The following is a 26,197-nucleotide window of genomic DNA, read 5'->3' on the forward strand; positions in this document are numbered from 1 at the left end:
GCGGCGGTCACCCGCGAAACCGCTCCTCGCGCCGCATCCTGCGCCGCTCCTGCTACCGAGTTTTTGCGCCACATTCAGAGGAAGATCACATCCTGTGAATGGCGCAAAAACTTCGAGTTTTCGCTCGGTGACCACCGCTCGCGGCGCGCACGCCGCTGCAGGCATCGTCGCGAACGACTGCGAGCAGCGGTCCTCGCTCGGGGATTACTCCTGTGTCGGATGAACTTTTTAATAGGGAAGAGTTCATCTCGTATTTCCGCGACGAGGCTGAGGAACTGCTTCAACAGATCGATGCCGATCTTTTAAAGCTCGAAGAGTTCGTTCAGACCGGCGAGAGCGATCCGGAGATCGTCAACTCGCTCTTCCGGGCTCTGCACACCGTCAAAGGCAGTGCCGGCATGCTCGGGTTTACCGACGTGCAGAATTTGGCGCACAAGCTCGAGAATCTGTGCGACTTACTGCGTAAGGATCGCATGCCGCTTTCGGAGAGCGTGGTCGACATTCTCTTCTCGGGGCGCGACCTGCTGACCGAGCTGGTCGAGGCGGCGATCGCCGATCAGCCCTCTCCCACCGGCGTCGAAGAGTACATCGAAAAGCTCGATAAGTTCACCTCGATCTACGAGCAGACGGCGCACGTGATCGAGGGGCGGACCGGTCAGGAGCAATCGTTCGAAGAAGTGCACGCGGCCGAACAGAAGCAAGGCAGTCCTGACGACGTCGAGGCGTTCGAAGCCGAGGTCCAGCGGCTGCTGGCGGAAGCCGCGGCCCAAAAGGAGAGCGCGGCAGCAGCGGTGCCGGCCTTCGAAGAACCCGCGCCCGCCGCTCCCGCGTCCGCCGCGCCGCCTCCGTTCGTCGCCGAACCGGAAAAGACCAAGGCTGCAGCAGCGGCGCCCGCTGCCGCGAGCGGCGCCGCCGCTTCCCCCAACGCGGAACAAAAGCGCTCCTCGATCCACCAAACGATTCGCGTCGACATCGAGCGCCTGGACTCGCTCTTGAATCTGGTCGGTGAGCTGGTGATCAACCGCACGCGCATCTCCGATATCGCGAGCACGCTCGAGCGCCTCATGAACGACAAGGTCGGCAAGTCGGCCACCGCGTCGTCGGGCATCATCGCGCCGCTGGCGAAGGATCTCGCCGATTCGGCAGCCTTGTTGGCGCGCACTACCAACGAGATCCAAGAGTCGATCATGAAAGTGCGCATGGTGCCGATCGGTCAAGTCTTCGACCGGTTCCCGCGCCTGGTGCGCGACGTTGCCAAGGCGCGCGGCAAAGAGGTTGCGCTGGTGATCTCCGGCGCCGAAACCGATCTCGACAAGACGATCGTCGACGAAGTCGGCGAGCCGCTGATGCATCTTCTGCGCAATAACGTCGATCACGGGATCGAACCACCCGACGAACGCGAGAAGCTCGGCAAGCCGCGGGTCGGAACGATCACGCTCAACGCCTATCACGAAGGCAATCAGATCATCATCGAAGTATCGGACGACGGCGGCGGAATCAACCTCGAGAAGGTTCGCGCGCGCGGCATCAAGCAGGGGCTGATCTCGGCCGACGATCGCTTGAGCGACCGCGAGATCATCGAGCTGATCTTCACCCCCGGCTTCTCGACCGCGGAGGTCGTCTCCGACGTCAGTGGCCGCGGCGTCGGCATGGACGTGGTCAAGCGCAACATCTCACGTCTGAAAGGCATTTTCGACGTCGACACCGCGCCCGGACAAGGTACGCGCTTTACGATCAAACTGCCGCTCACGTTGGCGATCATTCAAGCGCTTCTCGTCCGGGTCGTCGATGAGTTGTATGCGATTCCCCTCGATTCGGTCATCGAATCGCAGCGCGTCGAGATGAGCGATGTGCGCACGGTTCACGGCAACGAGGTCATCACGTTGCGCGGACAGGTGGTGCCATTGGTGCGCATCGCCGAATTCTTCGAACTCGGCGGCGAGCGCGATCCCGACAAGGTCATGATCGTCATCGTGGGGCTGCAAGGCCGCCAGGTAGGTTTGGTGGTCGACTCGTTCGAAGGCGAGCAAGAAATCGTCATCAAACCGCTCTCCGACGTCGTCGGCAGAATCGCCGGAATCTCGGGCGCGACGATTCTGGGCAACGGCTCGATCTCGCTGATCATCGACGTGCATTCGCTGGTGAGCGAGGCGTACGCGGGCGGAAGAGTGGCGCGCGCAGAGTACTCAGGCGTCTAGGAACCTAGGGATCAATCATCATGGCAGAAGCAAAAGAAGAAAAGAAGCAACAGCTCTCCGGCGAGGTGGTCCAGGTCGTCTCGTTCCGCTTGGGCAGCGAAGAGTACGGCGTCGACATCTCGCAAGTACAAGAAATCATTCGCATGGTCGAGATCACGCACGTTCCGCGTGCGCCCAAGTTCATGGAAGGCGTCATCAATCTACGCGGTCAGCTCATCCCGATCATCGACTTGCGCACGCGCTTCGGGATGAAACGCATCGACGCGACCAAGAGCACCCGCATCGTCGTCACGGAAATCGGCAATAAGCGCGTGGGCATCGTCGTCGACTCGGTAAGCGAAGTGCTCAACATCCCGATTGAAAACGTCGAAGACGCGCCGGAAATGATCGCGGGCGTCGGCACCGAGTACATCCAGGGCGTCGGAAAGATGGACGAACGCCTGATCATCATGCTCGATCTCACGATGGTGATCTCGGGCGAAGAGAAACAGGCGCTCGAGCAAATCGGGGAGCAAGCCGTAGGCGCGTAGTGCCGGGTTTCCTCAGAGTCCGCCGTCACGGCAGGCTTTCTCTTGCGTTGCCGTAGTAGAATGTCCCCTATGCGTATTGCGCCGCTTGCGATGCTCCTGGCCGTCCTCTTTGCCGCCACCGGTGCCGGCTCGGCTACGCCGGCTCCGGCTCCGACGTCCACCCCGTACCTGCCGGAAATCTATCACACGATCTCGCGTCCGCTCTGTAGCGCGCTCGTGACCAAGATCAAACCCGCGCTGGGCATGATGATCCAGAACGACGCGGCGATCGCCAAAAGCCCGGGTTATTTCCAGGAATACATCCAGCGAGCCGGCGAGGATAACGAGGTCGGGCAGAACATCGCAGTCCTGCATCTGGAAAATCTCGTTCAGCCGCTGGTACAAAACGCGCTCGCGATTCAAAAATTGCTCGAAGATCCGTCGGTTTTCCCCGCCGTCGCGCAGAACCCCGACGATGCTCGGTTGATTCAGATAAAAACGCAGATGCTCAAAGCGCTAGCTGATCAGCAAGCATCGATCGACATCATCAACGGTTTCGTCGACACGCAGCAGCTCAGCGGCATGCAGCACGAAGGCTTCGGCTATCTCTCCTCGATCAACACCGGTCCGAACGGCCAGGCCGATCCGGCGCTGCAGCAGCTGGTCGGGCCGACGCCCGATCCGACCAAACCGGAGATGTTCGACAATCTCGCGCTGAACGCAGGCTTGACACCGAATTCCTACGAGATCGATCCAACGCGAATTCCGGGCCTTGCCTTGGGCTACAATCCGATCAGACGTCTCAAGGACGGCGTCGTCTGGACGCAGGATCAGAGTAAGAAGCACGAAGCTCCTCTGGCCGATACGATCATCACCACGACCAAGTACTGTGATTCTCAGCCCGCGACGCCGTCGCCGAATCCGTAGCCGAGCCCGGTAAAGCGCATCAACCCTTCGAAGGGCCCATAGGGCGCGAATGCATCCCGCCAGAGAGCGCGCGCGCGCGCGAGTGCGTCCTCGCGTTGCATGCGTATGCGTTGCGCGGTAACGTGGAGATCCTTCGAGAGCGCCGGGAGCAGAAGATCGCGATCGTGGAGGTCGCCGAGTGCGTCCTGCAACTGGCTCAAGCGGCTTGCCGCTTCGAGCAGTGCCGGCTCGCGCGGCGTGAAACGCTCGAGCGAATAACGTAGGCGTTTGCAGGCGATGCGCAGATCGTGTAGATCCCGCACTTTTCCACGGCGTAGCGCCGGAACGAGCGTGAGCACTTCGGCAAAGCGGACGATCGCGATGCGGCGCATGGCGTCGTCGACGCCGCAGGCATCGGAGAGGTCGATGCGACGAGCTTTCACGACGGCCACGATCGCATGTGTTTGAGTGCGCGTACGATGAGTCGCAATGCGACGCGTTCGCGCCGCCGCAGTACGCGCAGCATGCCGCGGGCGGCGCGGCGCTCTCGCACGTCGAGCGCATCGCGCAGCGCCTCGCGCAACACCTCCGCATCGCGTGCTTCTCCGGTCAAGTCGATCACGTGGCGCAAGCGCTTGATCGAAAACGACGGAATCGCTTCGTGCAGATCTTCGTGCAGGCTGCGTAGACGGCGCGCGCTGGTGCGCAGGTCGTGCAGACGTTTGGCGCTGGGTTGACGCAAAAACCGCTTCCGCGCCCGCTCAAAGGTGTGGACGTCGTGTTTGACCAGCCCGCAGGCCCATTCCACGATACGATCGTCGGGCATGCGCTCGGGGCTTCGGTGCCCGGCGGGGTCTTGACTACCGAACATATGTTCGATTAGGATGGGGACCCATGCTTCCCGCACGCGCCGGTTTCCAGGACCTCAAAACCCGCTTCTCGGCAGGTGCGGGAGCTCTCCGCTTGGCTCGGGAGCCGCTCTTCTCAACCGCCATCCCCGCGATCGACGCGCTGCTCGGCGGGGGCATTCCGTACGGTACGCTGCTCACGATCGAGGGCTGCGGCAGCGCCGGCTGCCGGAGTATCGCTGCCGCGCTGCTCGCCCAAGGCACGCGCCACGGGCTGGGAGCGGTGATCGACGGAGGCGAGCTCTATCCGCCCGCACTGGCGGCGGCCGGTGTACGGCTGGACCGGCTGTTGATCGTTCCGGCTGCGACGCCGATGGCGCTCGCACGGGCCGCGGATCTGCTACTGCGCTCGCGTACCGCGCGGGTCGTGGTCATGACGGCGGGCGCGTTACGGGCGGCGGTGTGGGCTCGTCTGGCCAAGCTTGCCGCGCGAACCGGAACCGTCCTGGTGGTGCTCGCCGCCCGCGCGAGCGCCGAACTGAGCGTCGTCGCCGGCGTTCGCTTGGCATGCCGGCTGGAGCGGGCGGTGCTGCGCGGAACGCGTGGGCTGTGGGGTGTCTTTGCCGGGTTCGAACTGCATGCCGAAGTGCGCAAACACAAACGCGCCTGCAGCGGCGAGGTTCTCGTAAAAGCGCTGACTCCGCCGGTTGTCTATGGCCGTGACGAGGGCGTGAGCAGATGATCGCGTGCGTTCGTGTTCCCAACTACGCGTTAGGCGAGATCGTCTGGCAAGAGATGCTCGATGCGCTCGATGCGGTCACGCCGCTGATCGAGGATGCCGGGTCGGGTACGGCCTTTCTCGACATGCACGGAATGCGCGGTGATCCGCGGGTTTGGAGCACGCACGTTCGCGCGGAGTTGGTGCGGTTCGAGTTGCCGCTGCATATCGGCGCCGGACCCAATCGTTTCTGCGCGCATGCGGCTGCGTGGAGCGGCGACGGTACGGTCATCGAATCCGGCCGCGAAGCCGGCGCCCTCGCCCCGCTGCCCCTCGAGGTGCTCGAACTCGAATCCGGTATCATCGAACGCTTGCACCTTCTCGGCGTGAACACGCTCGGCGAACTGGCACGTCTACCGCACGGTCCGTTCGTGCGGCGCTTCGGCTCCGATGCGGCCCGTTGGCACGAGCATGCGCGCGGAATCGATCGTGTGCCGTTTCTGGCGCGCGGTCACGCGGTGTCGATCGAGGCGACGATGCTCGGCGAAGGTTCGGCCGAGAGCGAAGCGGCGGTGGTCTTCGCCTTACGCGTGTTGATCGGGCGAATCTGCAACGATCTCGAACGTTGCGGAAAACGCGCCGGCGCGCTGCAAGTCGAGATCGAACTCGAGGATGCGCAGACCGATCGTTTCGACGTAGCGCTCGCCGCGGCGACCTCGCAGGAGCGTGCAATGCTCGACGTGCTCCGGGTCAAACTCGAGAGCGCGCGCTTTTCTGCGCCGATCTGCGGGCTGCGCTTGCGCGCGCTCGGCTTGGAAGAAGGGGGCGAACCGATCCCGCTGCTTGCCGGCGACGAAATCGATCGGGCGAACGTGGCAGTCGTGCTCGCGCGTCTGGAGGCCGTACTCGGTGAACCCGTGCGCCGGGCGCAGATCCGGGCGGCGCATCCGCTCGAAGAGCGTTTCGCCTATGAACCGTTCACGCTCCCCGCGAATCGGCCGAAGGCCGGACGCTACGGATTCGGCGAAGCCGAATCCACGCGACTCGTTCCACAACTGCGCCTGCTCGAGGTGACCGAGATCGACGTGCGGCTCCGCCGTGGCGAACCGGCAACGATCGGTGAACGCACGGTGACGCAGTGCGCGGGGCCGTGGCGCATCGAGGAAGGATGGTTCACCGCCGCGGTCGTGCGCGACGAGTACGACGTACAGCTCGAGGACGGCGAGATCTGCCGCATCTATCGCCAGGGCGAGCGCTGGTATCTGCGAGGGTCGTATGATTAGTGGAGGCTCTGCGTGGCTGCGGCGCTGATGTGAACTATGCGGAACTCCATGCGTACTCGAATTTCACCTTTCTCGAAGGTGCGTCTCATCCGGAAACGCTGATCGCCCGCGCGGCCGAACTCGAGCTTACGGCGATCGCGTTGACCGATCGCGACGGGCTCTACGGCGCGGTACGTTTTGCGGGCGCCGCACGCCGCGCGGGCATCGAGGCGATCATCGGCAGCGAGCTCACCCTCGAGGACGGTACCTCTCTGGTGCTGCTGATCGAAGACGCGCGCGGATATGCCAATCTGTGCGAACTGATCTCAACCGCCCAGCTACGCGGCAGCAAAGGTGACGCTCGGCTGCGGATCGAGGATCTCGACGGCCGCAGCCAGGGGCTCGTTGCGCTCTCGCAGAGTCTCGAGCCTGCGCGGATCGATGCGCTGCGCGCATGTTTTCGCGATCGCTGCTACCTCGAACTCCAGCACCACCTCGCCCCCGCCGACGCAGAGCGTAATCGGCGCCTCGTTCGCCTGGCCCGGGAGATGCGCGTGGCATACGTGGCGACCAACGGCGTCGTCTATGCCGATCGCGCGGATGCTCCGCTGGCCGACATTCTCGCCTGCGTCAAAGAAACGATCACGCTCGAGGCGGCCCGCGCGCAGCGTCGTTTGCGTCCCAACGCCGAATACCATCTCAAATCCGCCGCGGCGATGCGAGCCGTCTTCAGTGCCTATCCCGAAGCGATCGACGCGACGCTGACGATCGCACAGCGCTGCCGCTTTCGGCTCGAACGGCTGACCGGGCAATTCCCGCTCTTTCCGGTGCCCGACCCTTCGAGGGGCTCAGGGCAGGCTTACACGCGCCAGAGTTATCTGCGCGAACTCGTGTATCGCGGCGCCGCCGATCGGTACGGTACGCCGCTCGCATCCAACGTCGAACGTCAACTCGAATACGAACTCGGCATCATCGCCAAGATGGATCTGGCCGGCTACTTCCTGATCGTCTGGGACATCGTGCAGGCTGCCGATCGCCTCGGTGTGCTCTGCCAGGGCCGCGGATCGGCCGCCAATTCGGCAGTCTGCTACGCGCTCGGCATCACCGCGGTCGATCCGGTCGGCATGAATCTGCTCTTCGAGCGCTTCATGTCGGAAGAGCGGCAAGAGATTCCCGACATCGACATCGACTTTGCGCATCAAGACCGCGAGCAGGTCATCCAATACGTCTACGAACGCTACGGCCGCAGCAACGCCGCGATGGCCGCCGAGGTCATCAGTTACCGCACGCGCTCGGCCCTGCGCGACGTCGCCAAAGCCCTCGGCTTCACGATCGAACAAACCGAAGAAATCGCGAGAGAATACGACGCCCGCGAATCGCTCGAAGATGCCGCCGCGCAATTCGGCGAACGCGCACGGCGTCTCGACGAATTCTGCCGCCGCATCGACGGTTTTCCGCGCCACATGGGCATCCACTCCGGCGGCATGGTGATCACCCGCGATCCGCTGATCCGCGTCGCCCCGATCGAATGGGCGACGATGCGCGACCGCACCGTCATCCAGTGGGACAAAGACGACCTGCAAGAACTCGGCCTGATCAAGATCGACCTGCTTGGCCTGGGCATGCTCTCGCTCTTGCGCGAAGCATTTTCGATTCACAAGCGATGCCTACGCGAAGGTGGCATCCCGAGCCCGATCGAGAGGAGACGGAGGTGCATCAGGGCTGTTGCCAAGCGAAGGCTCGAAGTTTTGCGCCATTCGCAGGATGCGCCCTTCGAGGCTCGCCTTTGGCTCGCACCTCAGGATGACGGAAGACACTGTCATCCTGAGGAGCATCGCCGCGAAGCGGCGATGCCTCGAAGGACGCGAGGAGCGTCTTCGCGGGCAATAACCCTGATGCACCTCCCTCGACTGACAACGCAGCCCCTCGCGCTCCACACCATTCCCCCGGACGATCGCGACACGTACGCGATGATTTCGAAGGCCGATACGATCGGGGTGTTTCAGATCGAATCGCGGGCGCAGCAGTCGATGTTGCCGCGGATGAAGCCGCGGTGCTTTTACGACATCGTGATGCAGGTTGCCATCATTCGGCCGGGCCCGATACAAGGGCAGATGGTGCATCCGTTTTTGCGCCGGCGCGCGGGACTCGAACCGGTGACATATCCGCATCCGAAGCTCAAGCCGGTACTGGAGCGCACGATGGGTGTGCCGCTCTTTCAAGAGCAGGGTATGCGTATGGCGATCGAGGCGGCGGGATTTACGCCGGGTGAAGCGGACGTGCTGCGCCGGGCGATGGGGCACAAGCGCTCGCACGAGCGGATGCGCGAGATCTATCCGAAGCTGGTCGAGGGCATGGTCGCGAACGGGATCGATCGCCCGGCGGCCGAGCAGCTCTTCCACATGCTCGAAGGCTTTGCCGATTACGGATTTCCCGAATCGCACGCGGCCAGCTTCGCGCTGCTCGCCTATGCCTCGGCCTACGTAAAATGTCATTTTCCGGCGGTCTTTGCGGCCGCGATCCTCAACGTGCAGCCGATGGGATTCTATTCGACCGAAGTCTTGGTCAACGACGCGCGCCGGCACGGCGTGGTGGTGAAACCGGTCGAGGTGAACGCGAGCGAGTATTGGTCGCACGTGGAGAGGGACGGCGCGCTGCGTTTGGGGTTTCACCTCGTGCGCGGCCTGGGCAGCGCGCAGAAGGAGCGGCTCGAAGCGGCGCTCGCGCAAGGACCTTTTGCGGATCTGCTCGCCTTCGCGCAGCGCACCCGGCTCGAAAAAGAGGCGATCGAGAATCTAGCGGTCGCGGGGGCGTTCGCGCCGTGGTTCGCATCGCGACGCGAGGCGATGTGGGCGCTGCGCGCGCTCGATGAACGCGAGGCACGCGGCGAGCTCGGGAAGTTGATGGAGGTCGAAGAGCCCGCGGTGCAGTTTGCGCCCCTCGCCCCGAAAGGAGAGACCGCGTTCGATCTCTGGTCGACGGGCGTGACGACGAAGGTGCAGGCGGTGGCGCATTTTCGCGCGCAGCTCGACGAGCAGCGTGTGATTTCGGCGCAGCGGCTGGAGGCGATGCCCAATCATCTGCTCTGTCGCGTCGGCGGTTTGGTGATCACCCGCCAGCGGCCGGGCACGGCCAAAGGCTTCGTGTTTCTGACGCTCGAGGACGAAACGGGTCTGGTCAACGTGATCGTGCGGCCGGACGTATACGAACGTTACCGCCGCGTCATCCGCACCTCGAACATGCTCGTGATCGAGGGGGTCTTACAGAAGGAAGCGGGGACGATCGACCTGCTCGCCCGTGCTGCGTGGCCACTCGAGGATGGCGGCGTCACCGACGGCGTGCGCTCGCACAATTTTCATTAACAACGCGCGCGAATCACTGATGAGCGAGCCAGAAATCGTAGACCTCTTTCTCGATTGGATACAGATAGGTCCCCGCCGGTACGCGATAACCGGGAAGCGGCAGCGGAAACGGAAACTCACGAATCCCACGCGCGATCGGATCGTCATTCGGCGGGAAGCAGAAAGCCCAAGGTATGTTCGCGACCTCCGTGCCGCCGGTCGGATACAGCCAGTGATATTGACCGTAGTAACAGTGCATGCCATTTTCGCCCCACGCTCGAAGCGGAATCAAGAACCCTTCGCCGTGACCTTGCAGCTCGGTGGTCCCCGAAAAATTCATGTGATACGATCGCGTCGCGGCCGCACGCTGGTTTGGATCGATCGTCGCGATCGAGAGCGGAGCTTGCTGCGCGTTGAGCTGCTGCGCTTCATGCTGAAATGCGACCTCTTGTTGCGCCAACTGCTCGGCGAGCGTCCCCTGCCGGACTTTCTTCGGTGCACTGCGTGGCTGGGGCGGTGCCGTCGGCTCGATCCGCGCGATCTCGGTGGGCTGTGCTTCCGGCTGCTTCACCACGCGGCGCGGGAGGGCTTTGGGCGGCGGCTGCGCGCGCTGCTGCCGGACCGGCACCGGTTGCGTCTGCGGTACCGGATGGCTATGCGGCGCGATGTGAATCGACGACGAAGCGACCATGAACGTTTCCTGCGGGTGGTGCTCCGGCGCCGCCATCATCGCGTGCAAGCGCAAGGCCACGCCCCACGCAGCCAACATCCACACCATGAGGTTGATGAAACCGGAAACGAGAAGCGACCACACCACAGTGGCGCGATCGTCGCTGGCTTGTCGCTGGTCGTCGGTTTCGCTGATCATGGGCTCGCTCGCTGGGCGGCAACCTCTATTACACCAGGTCTTTCCGGAACCTCTACTGAGAAAGGCCGCGGCGGCGGCGCGACGCGTCAGGGGTCTCCGTTGGCGGAAGGCCGAACCAAAACCGCACGATGGACCAGCAACCCGAAGCCGATCGTTCCGAAGATCGCCGCCAGCAGAATCTCACGCGCACGCTGATGTGGATCGGCGTCGCCGGGCTGGGCGCCGCGCTCGCGTTCACCGTGGTGCGCGTGCTGATGAGTCGACGCCCGGCCGACCCGACGAGCGAACGAATTCAGCAGCTGATCGACGAGGCAAATCACTTGCTCAAGACGCTTGACGAGCAGAGAAACACCGCGTAGCGGGTCACCGGCGATCATCGCCGGCGCGGAGTACGAACTCGCCTTCACGGATCTCCTAGCCAATGGCCAGGCCGTCGGGCGAACCGGCGGCATCGTCGTCTTCTGCTTCGGCCCATTACCGCAAGAACGCGCGCGCGTGCGAATCACCGCGATCAAGCCAAAATACGCGATCGCGCAGCTCGTCAAACTGCTCGTCCCCTCCGCCTTCCGGACCACGCCGTTTTGCAGCGTCTTCGGCACCTGCGGCGGATGTCAGGTGCAGCACCTGAGCTACCCCGCGCAGCTGGCGTGGAAGACCGACATGGTGCGCAGCTCGCTCCAGCGGATCGGGGGCTTTGCGGAGGTCGAGGTACGCGGCGCGGTCGGAATGATCTATCCGCGCAGTTACCGCAACAAGATGTCGCTGGTCGTCGAGCACGCCGGCGCCGGGTCCACGATCGGGTTCTATCAGCAGCGTTCGCACGAAGTGGTCGCGATCGAGGCATGCCCGATCGTAACGCCCCAACTCAACGATTATATCGGACGCCTGAACCGCGCGCGCTCGGTGCCCGAGGTCGCGGCAGCGCTCGCCGTCACGCGCCACGTGGTTTCGCGCAACGCGCGCTCCAGTGGCGAGTCGGTCGTCACCTTCACCACGGCGCAGGCCTCGCCCGAGGTTGCGCGCGCGACCGACTCGCTGATGCGCGTCTTTCCCGGGGCGGTCGGATTGACGAACTCCTACGATCGCAACAGTCAAAACGCGATCATGGGCCGGCACCACCGCACGCTGTTCGGCCGTTCCGAGATCGAAGAGTCGATCGACGGCGTGCGTTATCGCGTCTCAGCCGGTTCGTTCTTTCAAGTGAACGTCGAAATCGTCGGGCGCATCTTCGACTTTTTGCGGAGCGGCCTCGAGCATCCGCGCCGGATCGTGGACCTCTATTGCGGGGCCGGGACCTTCGCCCTGTTCTTCGCGCGCTACGGGTGCGAGGTGTACGGAATCGAGGAAAGCTCGCAAGCGATCGTCGAAGCGGAAGAAAACGCCGCGCTCAACGGCCTAGAGAATTGGGTGCGCTTCCGGGCCGGGCGCGTGGAAGACATCGTGCGCATGCAGGAGGCACGAACGGCAATGCGCGAGGCGGATATCGTCTTCCTCGACCCGCCGCGCAAGGGCAGCGACGAGGTGACGCTCGGCGCCATCGCCGAAGCGAAGGCCCCGTACGTCTGGTACCTTTCCTGCGATCCGGCCACGCTAGCCCGGGATTTAAAGTTCCTCGCCGCCAATGGATATCGCCTCGGCATCGTGCAGCCGTTCGACATGTTCCCGCAGACGGGGCACGTCGAGACGCTAGTGACGCTCTTTCGTGAGGCCGAAGCGGTGCCGCAGACCATCGCCGAAGCCTTTGGAGACGTACCTCCGCCGGTCTGGCCCGATGACGAGTTTGCCAGAAGCCAATTGGAGTATCCCGACTTTGTCGTCCGAGAAGATTGACGTTCGCTACGTAGCCAAGCTCGCGCGCATCGCGCTCACCGACGACGAGGTCGAACGGTTCGAGGCGCAGCTCGGCGATCTACTCGAACACATGGACGCACTCGCCAAGCTCGACGTGTCGGCGGTCGCAGCTACGGCGCAGGTGGTGGAATCACGCAACGTCGAGCGTGCGGATGTCGTGACGCCCTGCCTGGACCGGGAGACCGTGCTCTCACAGGCGCCGCAACGGCAAGGCGGATTCTTCCGCGTGCCCCGGATCATTGCCGACTAAAAAGGAACGTCCGTGACCGACCCACTCATCGAACGCAGCGCCGCGCAGATCGCGCGTGAGATAAACGCGCGTAGCCTCTCGGCCGTCGAGGTTACCGAGGCGGTGCTGGATCATATCGAAGCCGTCGATCCGCAGATCGGTTCGTTTTTGACGGTCCTGCACGAACGCGCGCGTGAGGCGGCCGCGCGCGTCGACGCGCGCATCGCCGCCGGCGAACAGCTGGCGCTCGCGGGCGTACCGCTCGCCGTCAAAGACAATATGTGCCTGACCGGCACGCGTACGACGGCCGGCAGCAAGATTCTCGAACGGTGGATTGCGCCGTACACGGCGACCGCGGTTGCGCGCTTGCTCGACGCGGGCTGCGTCCCGGTCGGCAAATCGAACCTGGACGAGTTCGCCATGGGTTCGTCCTGCGAGAACTCGGCGCTGGGCGTCACCCGCAACCCGTACGATCCCGGGCGCGTTCCCGGCGGCTCGAGCGGCGGTTCGGCCGCGGCGGCGGCCGCCTACGAAGCCGCGATCGGCATGGGCAGCGATACCGGCGGTTCGATACGTGAGCCCGGCGCGTTCTGCAATCTGGTCGGCTTCAAGCCAACCTATGGGCGGGTCTCGCGTTACGGACTGATCGCCTTTGCCTCGAGCCTGGATCAGATCGGGCCCCTGACCCGCACGGTCGAGGACGCGGCGCTGGCATACGATGCCATGGGTGGACACGATCCGATGGATTCGACCTCGATCGATCGTGCGCTCGAGCGCACCGCCACGCATTTGCGCGACGATCTTCGCGGGATGCGCGTCGGCATCGTGAAGCAGTTCGCGACCAACGGCTTGGGCGCCGAGATCGACGGGGTCTACGCGCAAGCGTACCGCGACCTCGAAGCACTCGGCGCGCAGCTGGTCGAGATCGAGCTGCCGACCGCGGAATTTGGCCTCGCGACCTACTATCTCATCGCTCCGGCCGAGTGCTCTTCGAATCTTGCGCGTTTCGACGGCGTGCGCTACGGGCTGCGCGTGGACGGCGCCGATGTGAGTGAAATGTACGAGCGCACGCGCGCCGCGGGATTCGGCCCGGAAGTCAAACGCCGGATCCTGATCGGCACCTACGCGCTCTCGAGCGGATACTACGATGCGTACTACGTGCGCGCGCAAAAGGCGCGCACGTTGATCGCGCGCGACTTCGAGGAGGCCTGGAAGGCGTGCGATTTGATCGCTTGTCCGGCCGCCAGTTCGCCGGCCTTCGAGTTCAACGCCAAGAGCGATCCCTATAGCATGTACTTGATGGACTACTACACGATCCCGATGTCGCTCGCGGGCCTGCCCGCGCTCTCGGTTCCGTGCGGTTGGGTCACCCCGCCCGGGGGAACGCGCCCGATGCCGATGGGCTTGCAGCTCTGCGCGCCGCTCTTCGAAGAGCGCAAACTGCTATCGGCCGCACACGCGTACGAGCAAAAGACGAAACACGCTCTGAAACATCGCCCCGCTCTAGCCGAGGTGGTCGGCTGATGATTGTTGCCGGCCATGTCTAGATATGAAGCGGTGATTGGTATCGAGTGCCATGTTGAGCTCAAAACCAAATCCAAGATGTTCTGCGGCTGCGCGAACGAGTTCGGCGGCGAGCCGAACACCAAAGTCTGTCCGGTGTGTCTGGCGCTGCCCGGGGCGCTCCCGGTCGCGAACCAAGAGGCGATCGACCACATGATCGTTGCCGGCCTCGCGTTCGGATCGCGGATCCCGGCGTTTTCGAAGTTCGACCGCAAGAACTACTTTTATCCGGATATGCCCAAGGATTATCAGATCTCGCAGTACGACATGCCGCTCACGGTTGGCGGCGCGGTGCGTTATTGGCTAGAGGATGGCACGATGAAAGAATGCCGCCTCACCCGCATCCATTTAGAAGAAGACACGGGAAAGTCGACGCACGCCGGCTCGAGCGACGGGCGCATCGCCGGAAGCACCTACTCGCTGGTCGATTTCAATCGCGCGGGCGTGCCGCTGATGGAGTGCGTTTCCGAACCCGAACTGCACAGCGCGGCCGAGGCTGTCGGCTATCTCGAGGCGCTGCGGCGCACGCTCCTGCAGCTCGGTGTGAGCGACGTGAAGATGGAAGAAGGCTCGCTGCGCTGCGATGCCAACGTGTCGATCCGCCTAACGGGTTCGCAGAAACTCGGCACGAAGACCGAGATCAAGAACATGAACTCGTTTCGATCCGTCTATCGCGCGATCGAGAGCGAGATCGAACGTCAAGTCGAGCTGATCGAAGGCGGCAAACGCGTCGTGCAAGAGACCCGCGGCTGGGACGAGTCGCGCGGAATCACGGTCTCGATGCGCAGCAAGGAAGAAGCGCACGACTACCGGTATTTCCCCGATCCGGATCTCGTCCCGCTCGAGATCGCGCGCGATTCGGTCGAACGGTTGCGCGCCGCCCTTCCGGAACTGCCGCACGAGCGCTTCGAGCGCTACACCGGCAAGCTGGGCTTGGACGTCAAGCAGGCAAATCAGTTGATCGACAATCCCCCGTTGGCGCACTTTCTCGACGAAGTCGTAACGGCGAGCAAAAACCCGAAGCAGAGCACGAACTTCGTACTCGGGGATCTCTCGCGCCTGGCGAACGAGACCGGCACTCCCGTACACGAATCGCCGGTAACGCCGGCGCATCTGGCCGAGCTCATCGCACTGGTTGAAGGAAAGACGATCAATTCGAAGATCGCCAAGGATCTGATCGAACGCATGTGGGGTGGGGAGGGTTCGCCCGCGGTCGTCGTGGAGCGCGAAGGACTCGCGCAGACGAGCGATCCGGCCGCGGTGGAACGCTTCATCGAGCAGGTTCTCGCCGCGAACGAAAAGAGCGTCAATGATTACCGGGCGGGCAAGACCAACGTCATGGGATTTCTCGTGGGTCAGGTGATGAAAGCGAGCGCGGGTAAAGCCGATCCGCAGCTCGTCAACAGCCTGATGAAAGCGAAGTTGGAGAAATAATGTTCGCGGACGAGCGCACACTGCAGGCGCTCGACTTCGCAGCACTACGCGAGCGGGTCGTGGCTGCAACGCGTTCGCAGCGCGGCAAAGCGCGCGCCGAGCAGTTGGAACCAATGGTCGATTTTGCAATCGTGCGGCTCGAACTCGGGCGTACCTCGCTGATGCGTGACCTGGTCGTGCAGCACGATTTACACGTGATGCCGGCGATCGACACCGCCGACCTGACCGCGGCCGCCGCACAGAATCTCACGCTCGCCCCCGCCGACTTGCGCGCGCTCGGCGATGCGATCGCGGCGGTGGCAGCGGCGGCGAATGCGCTGCGCGAGGTCAAGCACGAGGCGCTGGCGGCGATCACCGCACCCTACACGAATCTGCGCGATCTCCACCGCGCGCTCACGGATGCGATCGACGAGCGCGGCGCCGTGCTCGACCGCGCCTCTCCGGCGCTCGGCCGCATTCGGCGCAGTTTGAGTCAGGCGCAGAACGACGCGCGCGACCGCGTTGCATCGATCCTGCGTTCCGATACGTACGCACGGGTGATTCAGGACAACGTCGTCACGATTCGCGAAGGGCGCTTCGTGGTGCCGGTCAAGGCGGAATTCTCGGGCGAGTTCCCCGGCATCGTGCATGACACGAGCGGCTCGGGAGCGACGCTCTTCATCGAGCCGCTGGCGGCGCTCGACGCCAATAACCGCGTGCGCACGCTTCGCCTGGAGGAAGAACGCGAAGTGCTGCGCGTGCTCGGCGAGCTCTCGCGCTCGATCGGCGCTCACGCCGATGCGATCGAGCGCAATATCGACATGCTGGCGCAGATCGACGTCCTGGTCGCCAAGGCCGACGTTGCGCGGGCGATGGACGCGCTCGAACCGGAACTGGTCGACGAGGCGATCGTCCACGTCGAGGCCGGTCGTCATCCACTGCTCGGCGAACGCGCGGTCCCGCAAACGATTCCTCTCGATTCAGGGACGCAATTCCTGGTCATCAGCGGTCCCAACATGGGCGGCAAAACCGTCGCGCTCAAAATGCTTGGACTGTTCGTCTCGATGACGTACGCCGGGATGCATGTGCCGGCCGCGATCGGGACGCGCATCGGCCGCTTTGCCCGCGTCATCGCCGATATCGGTGACGAACAGTCGATCGTCCTGAACGCGTCGAGCTTCTCGGCGCACCTGGCGCGTTTGCGCGAGATGCTCGAGGTAGCCGACGATCGCACCTTGGTGCTGGTCGACGAGATCGGCGGCGGTACCGAACCCGGTGCGGGCGCGGCGCTCGCGATCGCGATGCTCGAACGCTTGCTCTCTGCCGGTACCTGCGGCGTCGTGACCACGCACGCGACCGAGCTCAAACTTTTTGCAAGCGGAACCCCCGGGGTCACGAACGCCAGCGTGCGCTTCGATCCGCGCTCGTTCGTGCCGACGTATCAACTCGACGTCGGCGCGCCGGGTCAGTCGCTCGCCTTTCCGCTGGCGCGTGCGCTCGGCGTTCCAGACGGCGTGGTCGAGCGCGCGCAGACGCTGCTCGATACCCGCGAGCGTGACTACGGATCTGCGCTCGCCGAGCTTTCGCTGCGGACCGCCGAACTGCAATCGGAACGCGAAGGGTTGCGCGCTCAGCGGCTTGCCGCCGAACGCGAACGCGGTTCGCTCGCGCACGAGCGAGCCGTCTTCGAAAGCGAGCGCAGCGCGTTTGCGGATCGTGCCGAAGAGCGCATGCAGCAGAGCCTGCGCGAGTTCATGGCCGAACTGCAGCGGCGCGCCGCGGCGGCGCAAGCCAGCCGGCCGCGCGTTACCGCTTCGCACGCCGCGCTGCTCGGAAAGAGCGCCGACGACCTGCGCCGGGAACTCGGAGCGCGCGAACCGGAAGCCGCCGCCGTTTCCCCGCAAGCGGCGTCTTTCGCGCCGAACGCTCGCGTGCATATTCGCTCGCTGCGCCAAGACGGAACCGTGGTCGAGGACTACGGCGAGAATGTGCTGGTTGCGATCGGACCGATGAAAACGGTGGTGAAGAAGAGCGATCTCGACCCGGTCATACGAGATGCGCGCAAACGCGCTCTCCCCGACGGCGGCGGCGCGCGCGGGGGGAGCGCTGCCGCAAAAGCAGAAGCGGCGGCGCGCTCGACGGCTGAACTGGACGTTCGCGGCCGGCGTTTCATCGAGGCGCAGCCGCTGGTCGAACGATGGGTCGACGAAGCCGCGCTTGCGGGAAATTCCCCGCTTCGCCTCATTCACGGCAAAGGCACGGGTATGCTCGGACGCGGATTGCAGGAGTATCTTCGCGCCCATCCTTCGGTCAAGAGCGTGCGTTATGGGCGCGAAGACGAGGGCTCGGGCGGCGTGACGATAATAGAATTGCAGTGACCGCTCTCCACTTCGCCGACGCCGAGTACTTGCTCGACGGGTTCGAGCACGTCGAAACCGTCGAGGATTTTCACGCCCGCCTCAAATTTGGGCGGCCTCTCAACGTCAAGCTCGGCATCGATCCGACCAGTCCCGATCTGCATCTGGGTTTCATGGTCGTGCTGCACAAGCTGCAGCGTTTCGCGCAAGCCGGACACGACGTAACCCTGATCATCGGCGACTTCACCGCGAGCATCGGCGACCCCAGCGGTCGCAACGCGATGCGCCCGCCCCTCTCGCGCGAGCAGATCCAAGCGAACATGCAGACCTATCGCGAGCAGGCCGGCAAGGTGCTCGATCTCGAGCGCGTCAAGATCCGCTACAACTCGGAATGGCTGGGGCGCCTGGATTTCTCCGAGATCGTGCGGCTGGTCTCGCACGTGACGGTTGCGCAGATGCTCGAACGCAACGATTTTCGCGATCGCTTCACCGGCGGTACGCCGATCTCGCTGCACGAGTTTCTCTATCCCGTCGCTCAAGCATTCGACTCGATCGCGATCCGGGCCGACCTCGAACTGGGCGGAACCGATCAGCTGTTCAATCTCCTGTTGGGTCGTCAATTCCAGCGCGAGTACGATCAGCTGCCGCAAATCTGCGCGACCGTGCCGCTGCTGGTCGGGTTGGACGGCTCGAAGAAGATGAGCAAGTCGCTCGGCAACTACGTCGGCATCACCGAAGAGGGGCCGGCGCAATTCGGCAAACTGATGTCGATGCCCGACCAACTGATGCCGGTCTATGCACGGCTCGCCGCCTTTCGCAGCCAAGCCGAAGCCGACGATTTGGCCAATGCGCTCTCGCGCGGGCGCCTCAACCCGATCGATGCGAAAAAGGCGCTGGCTGAAGAGATCGTCGCACGCTATCATGGCCGCGAGGAGGCAAAGGCGGCGCGTGCGTACTTCGAGCGGACCGTGCAGCGTAAGGAGATTCCCGATGGGGCGCTGCCCGAAGTCGCGCTCGGTGATGCGCGCCGTGTTGCCGACGTGCTGGTGCGCGCCGGCTTTGCCGAGAGCCGCCGCGCAGCCGAGCGACTTATCTCGGGGAACGGGGTAAAGGTCGATGGTATAGTCGTGGACGACCCGCGAGCGGCGTGGACGGCATCCGAGCCGGCCGTGCTCTCGGTCGGGTCACGCCGATTTGCTCGCGTGGTGCCGTAGGGAAGGATAACATGGCCGAAAAGATCTTCGTGTGCAAACGCTGTAAGCGCCGTTATCCCTATCCGCAACCGGGCGGCCGGCCGATCCGTTGCGAGTGCGGCTGGTGGTATTACAACGACGGCGTCGCGGTTCGCGAGGCGTTCTGGCAGCGCATCGAACCGTATCGTGATCCGCCCGACCTCGTGCACATGTTCGAGCCGGATTTTATCATTTAGAGCTTCCCTAGGCGATTCGTTCGGCGAGTTCGCGCAACTCGTCGCTCGTGAAGATGTAGCGTTTCTTACAGAATTCGCAGGCCGCTTCCGATTCGGAACGCTCGGCCGCGAGCGCGCGCAATTCACCGGCGCCCATGCTAAGCAGCGCGGCTTCGACCTTTTCACGAGAACACGTGCATGCGAAGCGAATCTCGAGCGCGCGATGCGCGCGCAACTCGAGCGAGCCGGCCAGCGCGTGCAGCAGGGCGTGCGCGTCGGCACCCTCGCTGATGAGTTTGGTCACAGGCGGCATCGCGAGCGCGCGCTCTTCGAGTGCGGCGATCGCGCGATCGTCTGCACCGGGAAGCACTTGGGCAATCACGCCCCCGGCTGCGAGCACGCCATCGGGATTCGCGAGCACGCCGAGCGCGACCACGCTCGGAATCTGCTCGGAGTTGACGAGATAGGACGCGATGTCTTCGGCGATCTCGCCCGAATAAAGCGGGACGATGCCGACGTAGGGCTGTCCGACGTCGTAGGATTTCGTCACCTGCAGCGAGCCGGTGCCGATCGCGCCCGCCACGTCGAATTTCCCGGCGGCATTCAAGGGTAGATCGGCACTCGGATTTCCCGCATATCCGCGAGCCCCAAGCAACTCGGGCTCGAGCAGCCACGCGTCGGCGGCGATACTGCCGATCGGGCCATTGCCCGTCATCTGCAGCGTGATGCGTTCGCTCCCTTTGAGCGAGACGCCGAAGAGCACCGCGCCGGTGGTCAGGCGGCCGGTCGCGGCCGTGGCGAGCGGTGAGAGATCGTGGCGGCTGCGAATTTCGGCGACAAGGTCGGTAGTAACGGCGGCGGCAAGGGCGATCCCGGCCGGTGGGGCCGACGCGGCGACGAGGAGATCGGGCATGCTCGTGCGGTGTCCCGAAGGCGCATGCTTTTCCTCCTGAGAAGATCGGCACATGCACGTTCTCGTCATTCACGGGCCGAATCTGAATTTGCTCGGCCAACGCCAGCCCGAAATCTACGGCAGCATGACGCTGGCGGAGTTGAACGATTTCCTTACGACGGTCGCGCACGATCACGGAATAACGATTGACTGCGTGCAGTACAACGGCGAAGGCGAGATCATCAACGCTATTCACGACGCGCGTAGCCGCTACGACGGAATCGTGATCAACCCCGGCGCGTATTCACACTATTCGTATGCGATCGCCGACGCAATTTCGTCGCTGGACATTCCGGTGATCGAAGCGCATCTCTCCAATATCGCGGCGCGCGAAACGTATCGCCGCGTGAGCGTGACTGCGGCAGCATGCATCGGAAGCATCTCCGGCTTCGGTCAACGGTCCTACGCGCTGGCGCTGCGCGTCCTCGCGGAAAGGGCCGAAAATTAAAGGACCGGGCCCGCCCCATGCGTATATTCCCCAGCCTGGCGGCCAGCCTGCCACCCACGACCGATCCCTTGCTCTTCGTGCCGCCACATAGGAGATATCGAGTTTGACGAAAGCCGATCTGATTGATGCCGTCGCCGGTGAAGTGGAGCTCTCCAAGCGCCAGGCCGGCGAAGTCGTCGACTTGATCCTCGAAGAGATCAAGACGGCGCTGCAGAAGGGCGATCGCGTCGCGTTGACGCCGTTCGGCAGTTTTGTCGTTCGCAGTCGCAAAGCACGCGATGGACGCAATCCCAAGACGGGTGAGAAAATCAAGATTGCGGCGCGTAAGGTTCCCGCGTTCGTCGCGGGCAAAGCCCTCAAAGACGCCGTGGGCGGAACGCGCTCGGGCGGAACCAAGAAGGCTGCCGGCAAGAAGAAAAGTTCAAACCGCTGATAATAGCGTCCCATAGGATGTGGGTGGAGGTTCCGAGCACACGATGTGCGTCCGCCGAAGGCGGCGGAACCGTCGCGGGCTGTGGCGCAGCTTGGTTAGCGCGCTTGACTGGGGGTCAAGAGGTCGCTGGTTCGAATCCAGTCAGCCCGACCAGAAATGCAAATGGGGTCCGAATGGACCCCGTTTGCATTTCTGGTTTTGGATTGGGTGGATGAGAACCAGCGAAGCTGGAACCTGCACGACGCAGGTTGGGGTTCGCAGCCGCAGGATGCGACTGTGTCCGGAACAGTGTGTAACTGCGGTCGCAGAGTGATGTAGTCGTGTTCTCAATGCGAAGACTTGGCAGTCTCGCGCTGAGTTCACAATAGGTCGATAATTGCAGTATTGTACATATATCTAAATGAAGCACGGCTTTGTTTTCAGGGCGCTGGCGGATCCTAGCCGCCGGCACATGCTCAGGCTCTTGCAGAGCGGATCTTTGACGGTCGGCGATATTGCGCGGCACTTCGATTTCTCAGCGCCATCGGTCTCGCACCATCTATCTGCCCTCAGGGCCGCCGACCTCGTTCGCGTCGAGCGCCGGGGGCAGAACCTCGTGTATTCGTTGAACACGTCAGTTCTCATGGACGTATCTCGTTTTGTCCTGGATCTGGTCGAGGGGTGTGAAAGGCATGACAAATGAGTCGTAAAAAGGCGCTACTCTTTGGTCTCGTTCTTGCGTTGATATCCGTCGGGCTTTCCGCTTGGTCTTATCCGCATGCGCCGGCGCTGATCCCCACGCACTGGGATGCTGCGGGGCACGCTAATGGATACATGCCGAAGCTGTGGGGCCTTTCAGTGCAACCGGCCCTGCTCATAGGACTGTGCGTTCTCATGCTCGCGCTTCCAAAAATATCGCCAACGGGGTTTCGGTTCGGACAATCTACCGATGTATTGAACCTGATCGTCGTTGCCGTCATGGTGGTAGAATTCGTCGTCGGCGTCGCTGTAGTCCGCGCCTCGGTCGGGATGGCTGCACCCTCCAGCGGCTTCGTGCTCGTGCTGGTAGGCAGTCTATTCGTGATAATAGGGAACTATATGGGGAAAGTTCGCAAGAACTTTTTCTTGGGGATTCGCACTCCTTGGACCCTGGCGAGCGATGAAGTATGGCTACGGACGAACAGACTCGCCGGTTGGCTCTTCGTCCTTGGCGGCATCGTTTTCATCGTGAGTGGCGTGGTGAGCGGTAATTCCACCGGTGTACTCATCGGTGTGGTTTCGGCCATCGTCGCTGTGCCGATCGTTTATTCGTACGTCGTTTACAAGAGGATCGAGGGCTTCGAAGCAAATGGCTCATAGGTAGCCATGAACGCTTCCTCACCCGTCCTCGGGCTGGTAAGAAAAGGACGCCGGCGGACGCCGGCGCATCGCGCCGGCGTCTCTTTGCACTAAGCGACCGCTGTCGCAGCCTCGCGTCGCAAGAGATCGTAGCGATCCGCATTCATGACCTTCGTCCATGCGGCGACGAAATCGTCGACAAATTTGCGCCCCGCGTCCGCGCTTGCGTAGACTTCGGCGAGTGCGCGCAGTTCGGAGTTGGATCCGAAGATGAGATCGACCCGCGTTGCGGTCCATTCGACCGCGCCGGTCTTACGGTTGTGACGCTCGTATACTGTCCGATCCGTCTGGTCTTTTGACGATGCTTTCCATTCGCCGCTCATGTCGAGCAGATTCACGAAGAAATCGTTGGTAAGCACCCCGGGCCGCTTGGTGAGGACGCCGTGCTTGGAACCGTCGGCATTGGTATCGAGCACGCGCATTCCGCCGACCAGAACGGTCATCTCGGGCGCGGTCAGCGTCAAGAGCTGCGCCTTGTCCACCAGCATCATCTCGGTTGGAATGCCGACGCGGTTCTTGACGTAGTTACGGAAGCCGTCGGCCACCGGCTCGAGTACGGCGAACGATTCTACGTCGGTTTGCTCTGGCGTCGCGTCGGTGCGTCCCGGCGCGAACGGCACGGTCACGTCGAACCCAGCTTTCTTCGCGGCTTGTTCAACGCCGACATTGCCCGCCAGCACGATCAAATCGGCGAGCGAGACCTTTTTGCCGCCGGATTGCGCGCCGTTGAACGAACTGGCAATCTCCTCGAGCTTCTTGAGCACCGTTGCCAGTTGCGCCGGCCGGTTGACCTCCCAACGCTTTTGCGGCTCGAGCCGAATACGTGCGCCGTTCGCGCCGCCGCGTTTGTCGGAACCGCGGAACGTGGAAGCCGATGCCCACGCGGTCGAGACCAGCTGCGAGACCGAGAGCCCCGAGCCGGCGATTTGCTTTTTGAGCGCGTCGACGTCGCGTTCGTCGATCGGCCGATAATCGACCGCCGGTACCGGATCTTGCCAAATGAGCTCTTCCTTCGGCACCTCCGGACCGAGATAACGTGCCCGCGGCCCCATATCGCGGTGCGTCAACTTGAACCACGCACGCGCAAATGCGTCCGCGAGTTGGTCGGGATGCTCGTAAAAGCGGCGCGAGATCTTCTCGTAGATCGGATCGAACCGCAACGCGAGATCGGTCGTCAGCATGGTCGGCTTGTGGTGCTTCTTGGGGTCGTGCGCATCCGGCACCGGGGCCGCGCCGTTCTTGGCGATCCACTGTTTTGCTCCGGCCGGACTCTTGGTCAGCTCCCACTCGTTTTTGAACAATGATTCGAAGAAGTTGTTGCTCCATTTGGTCGGGGTGGTGGTCCACGTCACCTCGGGACCGCCGCCGATGGTGTGTTCGCTGTGTCCCTTCCCGAACGAACTCTTCCACCCCAGGCCCTGCAGCGCGATGTCGGCGCCTTCAGGTTCGCGCCCGACGTGGGTCGGATCACCCGCGCCGTGGGTCTTCCCAAAGGTATGGCCGCCCGCGATCAGCGCTACCGTCTCTTCGTCGTTCATCGCCATGCGGCGAAACGTCTCGCGAATATCGATCGCAGCTTTGAGCGGGTCGGGATTGCCGTTCGGCCCTTCGGGGTTCACGTAGATCAAGCCCATCTGCACCGCGGCCAAAGGGTTCTCGAGAACCCGTTCTCCCGCGTATCGCTCGTCGGCGAGCCAGATGTCTTCGGCACCCCAATAGACCGACTCGTCGGGCTCCCATTGGTCGGGCCGCCCGCCGGCGAAGCCGAACGTCTTGAAGCCCATCGATTCGAGCGCAACGTTGCCGGTGAGCACCAAGAGATCCGCCCACGAGATCTGCTTGCCGTATTTTTGCTTGATCGGCCAGAGCAGCCGGCGAGCCTTATCCAGATTCACGTTGTCCGGCCAGCTGTTGAGCGGAGCGAAGCGTTGTTGTCCTCCGCCGGCGCCGCCGCGTCCGTCCGCGATGCGATACGTACCGGCAGCGTGCCACGCCATACGAATGAAGAGCGGCCCATAGTGACCGAAATCTGCCGGCCACCAATCCTGCGAATCGGTCATCAGTTCGCGCAGATCGCGCTTCAGCGCCGCAAGATCGAGTTTTTCGAATTCCTTGGCGTAGTCGAAATCAGCGCCCATCGGATTCGATTGCGGGGAATTTTGGCGCAAGATCGATAGACGAAGCTGCTCGGGCCACCAGTCGCGGTTGTGACGGCCAACGTGAGCCTTCGGGTGCACAGGACACGTGCTCTCAGACAAGATTCCATCTCCTTCAGGGCGAGCAAAAGGGCGCGAGCCGGCCGAGCCGCGAGCGCCACTCGTTCATGCTAATCGAGGAGATCGACTAGTCAAAGCCAATGGAAGCAATACTTTCCATCGTCTTCACCTATGAATCTGAAAGGACGATCGTGTGCCGACGGTGCTAGCGGCCCTTGCGTTGCTCTTCGTGTCGATGCCCTCGCCGGCTAGGGCGGCGGGTATGCGCGAAGAGTCGCTCACCGTTCCGATTTCCTCGGGCAGCCTCTCCGGTACGCTGACGCTGCCCGCCGGAGAAGGCCCGTTCCCGGTGGCGTTGATCATCGCGGGCTCAGGCCCGACCGACCGCGACGGCAATAGCGGAGCAATGCTGAAGAGCGATGCCTACAAGAAGCTCGCGCTCGCGCTCGCGGGGCAAGGCATTGCGAGCCTGCGGTACGACAAGCGCGGCGTCGGCGAAAGCGCCGACGGCCAGCCCGAATCGGAGCTGCGTTTCGATGATTACGTGGCCGATGCGCTTGCGCTCACCGCGCGCCTCGAGCGCGATCCGCGCTTCCACGGCATTGCGATCATCGGCCATAGCGAGGGGTCGCTGATCGGGATGCTGGCAGCGCAGCGCGACGCGCACGTGCAGGCGTTCGTCTCGCTCGAAGGAGCGGGCCGCAACTTGGCGACCATCATCGACGAGCAAGTTCGCGCGAACCCCGACAACCCGCCCTCAATCGTAAGCGAGGTCGCGCGCATCAACGCCTCGTTGCTTGCCGGCAAGACCGTTGCCGATCCGGATCCGGCGCTGGCCCCGCTCTTCCGGCCCAGCGTACAGCCTTACCTGATCTCGGAGTACCGCTACGATCCGGCCAAGGAGATCGCAAAGCTCACAATACCGGTGCTGATCGTCCACGGCACGACCGACATTCAGGTGAGCGCGGCCGACGCGCAGCGGCTTGCCGGCGCCGATCCGAAGGCCCGACTCCTCACCATCGAGGGCATGAATCACATCCTCGTCGACGCGCCGCAAGGCCGCGATGCGAACATCGCGACCTACATGAACCCGGCTTTACCGCTGTGCGCGACGCTCGTTCCCGCGATCGCGCAATTCCTGCGTTCGGCGCTCTGACCCAGGGAAGCTCTGAAGAAGTCCATGCACCGATCGTTATGGCCCCGATGGCCGCAGATCCGAGGAGTCGGCGAGGGAGCATAGCCAGGGTGTTCTGTGACCGAGCCGACGACGATGGAGATGCGCCATCGCGGTCATAACCCT

At 63.4% G+C, this 26,197-nt stretch carries 22 protein-coding genes, 1 tRNA gene and 1 pseudogene; 19 read left to right on the forward strand and 5 right to left on the reverse strand.

What is annotated here, in order from left to right; all coding sequences use genetic code 11:
• The first annotated feature begins 212 nt into the window (after positions 1 to 212).
• The 3 genes from VMF11_14420 (at position 213) to VMF11_14430 (ending at position 3,634) form a co-directional block, all read left to right on the forward strand.
• Positions 213 to 2,198, forward strand: coding sequence for a chemotaxis protein CheA (locus tag VMF11_14420; GenBank protein HTU71495.1), 1,986 nt, complete (start codon positions 213 to 215; stop codon positions 2,196 to 2,198).
• Positions 2,199 to 2,218: 20 nt separating this feature from the next.
• Positions 2,219 to 2,728 (forward strand): chemotaxis protein CheW, encoded by a 510-nt coding sequence (locus VMF11_14425; protein HTU71496.1) that lies wholly within the window; start codon positions 2,219 to 2,221, stop codon positions 2,726 to 2,728.
• A 69-nt stretch (positions 2,729 to 2,797) separates the two neighbouring features.
• Positions 2,798 to 3,634, forward strand: a complete 837-nt coding sequence (locus VMF11_14430; protein HTU71497.1) for a hypothetical protein — start codon at positions 2,798 to 2,800, stop codon at positions 3,632 to 3,634.
• Here VMF11_14430 and VMF11_14435 read toward each other — a convergent pair.
• Positions 3,604 to 4,131: pseudogene (locus tag VMF11_14435) on the reverse strand (CHAD domain-containing protein). The gene VMF11_14430 and the pseudogene VMF11_14435 sit on opposite strands and share 31 nt — an antisense overlap.
• Entirely contained in the window at positions 4,053 to 4,484 is a 432-nt protein-coding gene (locus tag VMF11_14440; GenBank protein ID HTU71498.1) for a CHAD domain-containing protein, read from the reverse strand. Before VMF11_14440 ends, VMF11_14435 begins: the two are co-directional and overlap by 79 nt.
• Positions 4,485 to 4,576: 92 nt before the next feature.
• Between VMF11_14440 and VMF11_14445 the strand changes: the two genes are divergently transcribed.
• Genes VMF11_14445 through VMF11_14455 form a run of 3 tightly spaced genes read left to right on the forward strand, consistent with a single transcriptional unit; the run spans position 4,577 to position 9,803 of the window.
• Positions 4,577 to 5,203 (forward strand): hypothetical protein, encoded by a 627-nt coding sequence (locus VMF11_14445; protein ID HTU71499.1) that lies wholly within the window; start codon positions 4,577 to 4,579, stop codon positions 5,201 to 5,203.
• Positions 5,200 to 6,462: a hypothetical protein gene (locus tag VMF11_14450; protein ID HTU71500.1), complete on the forward strand. Its 1,263-nt coding sequence runs from the start codon at positions 5,200 to 5,202 to the stop codon at positions 6,460 to 6,462. The genes VMF11_14445 and VMF11_14450 overlap by 4 nt, the downstream gene beginning before the upstream one ends.
• Entirely contained in the window at positions 6,462 to 9,803 is a 3,342-nt protein-coding gene (locus VMF11_14455; protein ID HTU71501.1) for a PHP domain-containing protein, read from the forward strand. Before VMF11_14450 ends, VMF11_14455 begins: the two co-directional genes overlap by 1 nt.
• A 13-nt stretch (positions 9,804 to 9,816) precedes the next feature.
• Here VMF11_14455 and VMF11_14460 read toward each other — a convergent pair whose 3' ends face one another.
• Positions 9,817 to 10,650, reverse strand: a complete 834-nt coding sequence (locus VMF11_14460) for a hypothetical protein (protein ID HTU71502.1) — start codon at positions 10,648 to 10,650, stop codon at positions 9,817 to 9,819.
• Between the two features lie 128 nt (positions 10,651 to 10,778).
• Here VMF11_14460 and VMF11_14465 point away from each other — a divergent pair, with 128 nt between their 5' ends.
• From VMF11_14465 to VMF11_14500, 8 genes are read left to right on the forward strand one after another with little or no spacing between them, the layout of a single operon-like run.
• The gene (locus VMF11_14465; GenBank protein HTU71503.1) at positions 10,779 to 11,009 is read left to right on the forward strand and encodes a hypothetical protein; all 231 of its coding nucleotides are present in this window, start codon (positions 10,779 to 10,781) and stop codon (positions 11,007 to 11,009) included.
• A complete protein-coding gene (gene rlmD, locus VMF11_14470; protein ID HTU71504.1) occupies positions 10,984 to 12,480 on the forward strand; it encodes a 23S rRNA (uracil(1939)-C(5))-methyltransferase RlmD in 1,497 nt (498 codons plus the stop codon). The genes VMF11_14465 and rlmD overlap by 26 nt, the downstream gene beginning before the upstream one ends.
• Positions 12,461 to 12,751, forward strand: coding sequence for an Asp-tRNA(Asn)/Glu-tRNA(Gln) amidotransferase subunit GatC (gatC, locus tag VMF11_14475; protein HTU71505.1), 291 nt, complete (start codon positions 12,461 to 12,463; stop codon positions 12,749 to 12,751). Before rlmD ends, gatC begins: the two co-directional genes overlap by 20 nt.
• A 12-nt stretch (positions 12,752 to 12,763) precedes the next feature.
• The gene (gene gatA, locus VMF11_14480) at positions 12,764 to 14,254 is read left to right on the forward strand and encodes an Asp-tRNA(Asn)/Glu-tRNA(Gln) amidotransferase subunit GatA (GenBank protein ID HTU71506.1); all 1,491 of its coding nucleotides are present in this window, start codon (positions 12,764 to 12,766) and stop codon (positions 14,252 to 14,254) included.
• 15 nt (positions 14,255 to 14,269) lie between these two features.
• The gene (gene gatB / locus VMF11_14485) at positions 14,270 to 15,727 is read left to right on the forward strand and encodes an Asp-tRNA(Asn)/Glu-tRNA(Gln) amidotransferase subunit GatB (GenBank protein ID HTU71507.1); all 1,458 of its coding nucleotides are present in this window, start codon (positions 14,270 to 14,272) and stop codon (positions 15,725 to 15,727) included.
• Positions 15,727 to 18,084, forward strand: a complete 2,358-nt coding sequence (locus VMF11_14490) for a Smr/MutS family protein (protein HTU71508.1) — start codon at positions 15,727 to 15,729, stop codon at positions 18,082 to 18,084. The genes gatB and VMF11_14490 overlap by 1 nt, the downstream gene beginning before the upstream one ends.
• Positions 18,081 to 19,277 (forward strand): tyrosine--tRNA ligase, encoded by a 1,197-nt coding sequence (gene tyrS / locus VMF11_14495; protein HTU71509.1) that lies wholly within the window; start codon positions 18,081 to 18,083, stop codon positions 19,275 to 19,277. Before VMF11_14490 ends, tyrS begins: the two co-directional genes overlap by 4 nt.
• A gap of 11 nt (positions 19,278 to 19,288) precedes the next feature.
• Positions 19,289 to 19,492: a hypothetical protein gene (locus VMF11_14500; GenBank protein ID HTU71510.1), complete on the forward strand. Its 204-nt coding sequence runs from the start codon at positions 19,289 to 19,291 to the stop codon at positions 19,490 to 19,492.
• Positions 19,493 to 19,499: 7 nt separating this feature from the next.
• On the opposite strand, the gene hslO is transcribed toward VMF11_14500, so the two are convergent.
• Positions 19,500 to 20,384 (reverse strand): Hsp33 family molecular chaperone HslO, encoded by an 885-nt coding sequence (hslO, locus tag VMF11_14505; GenBank protein HTU71511.1) that lies wholly within the window; start codon positions 20,382 to 20,384, stop codon positions 19,500 to 19,502.
• A gap of 52 nt (positions 20,385 to 20,436) precedes the next feature.
• On the opposite strand from hslO, the gene aroQ reads away from it, so the two are divergent.
• From aroQ to VMF11_14525, 4 genes are all read left to right on the forward strand, one after another.
• The gene (gene aroQ, locus VMF11_14510) at positions 20,437 to 20,871 is read left to right on the forward strand and encodes a type II 3-dehydroquinate dehydratase (GenBank protein HTU71512.1); all 435 of its coding nucleotides are present in this window, start codon (positions 20,437 to 20,439) and stop codon (positions 20,869 to 20,871) included.
• A 103-nt stretch (positions 20,872 to 20,974) separates the two neighbouring features.
• Positions 20,975 to 21,304 (forward strand): HU family DNA-binding protein, encoded by a 330-nt coding sequence (locus VMF11_14515; protein ID HTU71513.1) that lies wholly within the window; start codon positions 20,975 to 20,977, stop codon positions 21,302 to 21,304.
• 75 nt (positions 21,305 to 21,379) lie between these two features.
• Positions 21,380 to 21,457 (forward strand) — tRNA-Pro (locus VMF11_14520).
• A gap of 525 nt (positions 21,458 to 21,982) precedes the next feature.
• Positions 21,983 to 22,642, forward strand: coding sequence for an SdpI family protein (locus VMF11_14525; GenBank protein HTU71514.1), 660 nt, complete (start codon positions 21,983 to 21,985; stop codon positions 22,640 to 22,642).
• A gap of 89 nt (positions 22,643 to 22,731) precedes the next feature.
• Here the strand turns inward: VMF11_14525 and katG are convergent, their stop codons facing one another.
• On the reverse strand, positions 22,732 to 24,939 hold the full coding sequence (katG, locus tag VMF11_14530) for a catalase/peroxidase HPI (GenBank protein ID HTU71515.1): 2,208 nt from the start codon (positions 24,937 to 24,939) through the stop codon (positions 22,732 to 22,734).
• 151 nt (positions 24,940 to 25,090) lie between these two features.
• Between katG and VMF11_14535 the strand changes: the two genes are divergently transcribed.
• The gene (locus VMF11_14535) at positions 25,091 to 26,053 is read left to right on the forward strand and encodes an alpha/beta fold hydrolase (protein HTU71516.1); all 963 of its coding nucleotides are present in this window, start codon (positions 25,091 to 25,093) and stop codon (positions 26,051 to 26,053) included.
• Positions 26,054 to 26,197 lie beyond the last annotated feature (144 nt).

It is taken from the genome of Candidatus Baltobacteraceae bacterium, from assembly GCA_035502855.1.
GTDB lineage: Bacteria > Vulcanimicrobiota > Vulcanimicrobiia > Vulcanimicrobiales > Vulcanimicrobiaceae > Aquilonibacter.

Coding starts and splice junctions, on each gene's coding strand:
- VMF11_14425 (HTU71496.1), top strand. CDS start 2,219: ATGGCAGAAGCAAAAGAAGAAAAGAAGCAACAGCTCTCCGGCGAGGTG.
- VMF11_14430 (HTU71497.1), top strand. CDS start 2,798: ATGCGTATTGCGCCGCTTGCGATGCTCCTGGCCGTCCTCTTTGCCGCC.
- VMF11_14440 (HTU71498.1), bottom strand. CDS start 4,484: ATGTTCGGTAGTCAAGACCCCGCCGGGCACCGAAGCCCCGAGCGCATG.
- VMF11_14450 (HTU71500.1), top strand. CDS start 5,200: ATGATCGCGTGCGTTCGTGTTCCCAACTACGCGTTAGGCGAGATCGTC.
- VMF11_14460 (HTU71502.1), bottom strand. CDS start 10,650: ATGATCAGCGAAACCGACGACCAGCGACAAGCCAGCGACGATCGCGCC.
- VMF11_14465 (HTU71503.1), top strand. CDS start 10,779: ATGGACCAGCAACCCGAAGCCGATCGTTCCGAAGATCGCCGCCAGCAG.
- gatB (HTU71507.1), top strand. CDS start 14,270: ATGTCTAGATATGAAGCGGTGATTGGTATCGAGTGCCATGTTGAGCTC.
- VMF11_14490 (HTU71508.1), top strand. CDS start 15,727: ATGTTCGCGGACGAGCGCACACTGCAGGCGCTCGACTTCGCAGCACTA.
- VMF11_14500 (HTU71510.1), top strand. CDS start 19,289: ATGGCCGAAAAGATCTTCGTGTGCAAACGCTGTAAGCGCCGTTATCCC.
- hslO (HTU71511.1), bottom strand. CDS start 20,384: ATGCCCGATCTCCTCGTCGCCGCGTCGGCCCCACCGGCCGGGATCGCC.
- aroQ (HTU71512.1), top strand. CDS start 20,437: ATGCACGTTCTCGTCATTCACGGGCCGAATCTGAATTTGCTCGGCCAA.
- VMF11_14525 (HTU71514.1), top strand. CDS start 21,983: ATGAGTCGTAAAAAGGCGCTACTCTTTGGTCTCGTTCTTGCGTTGATA.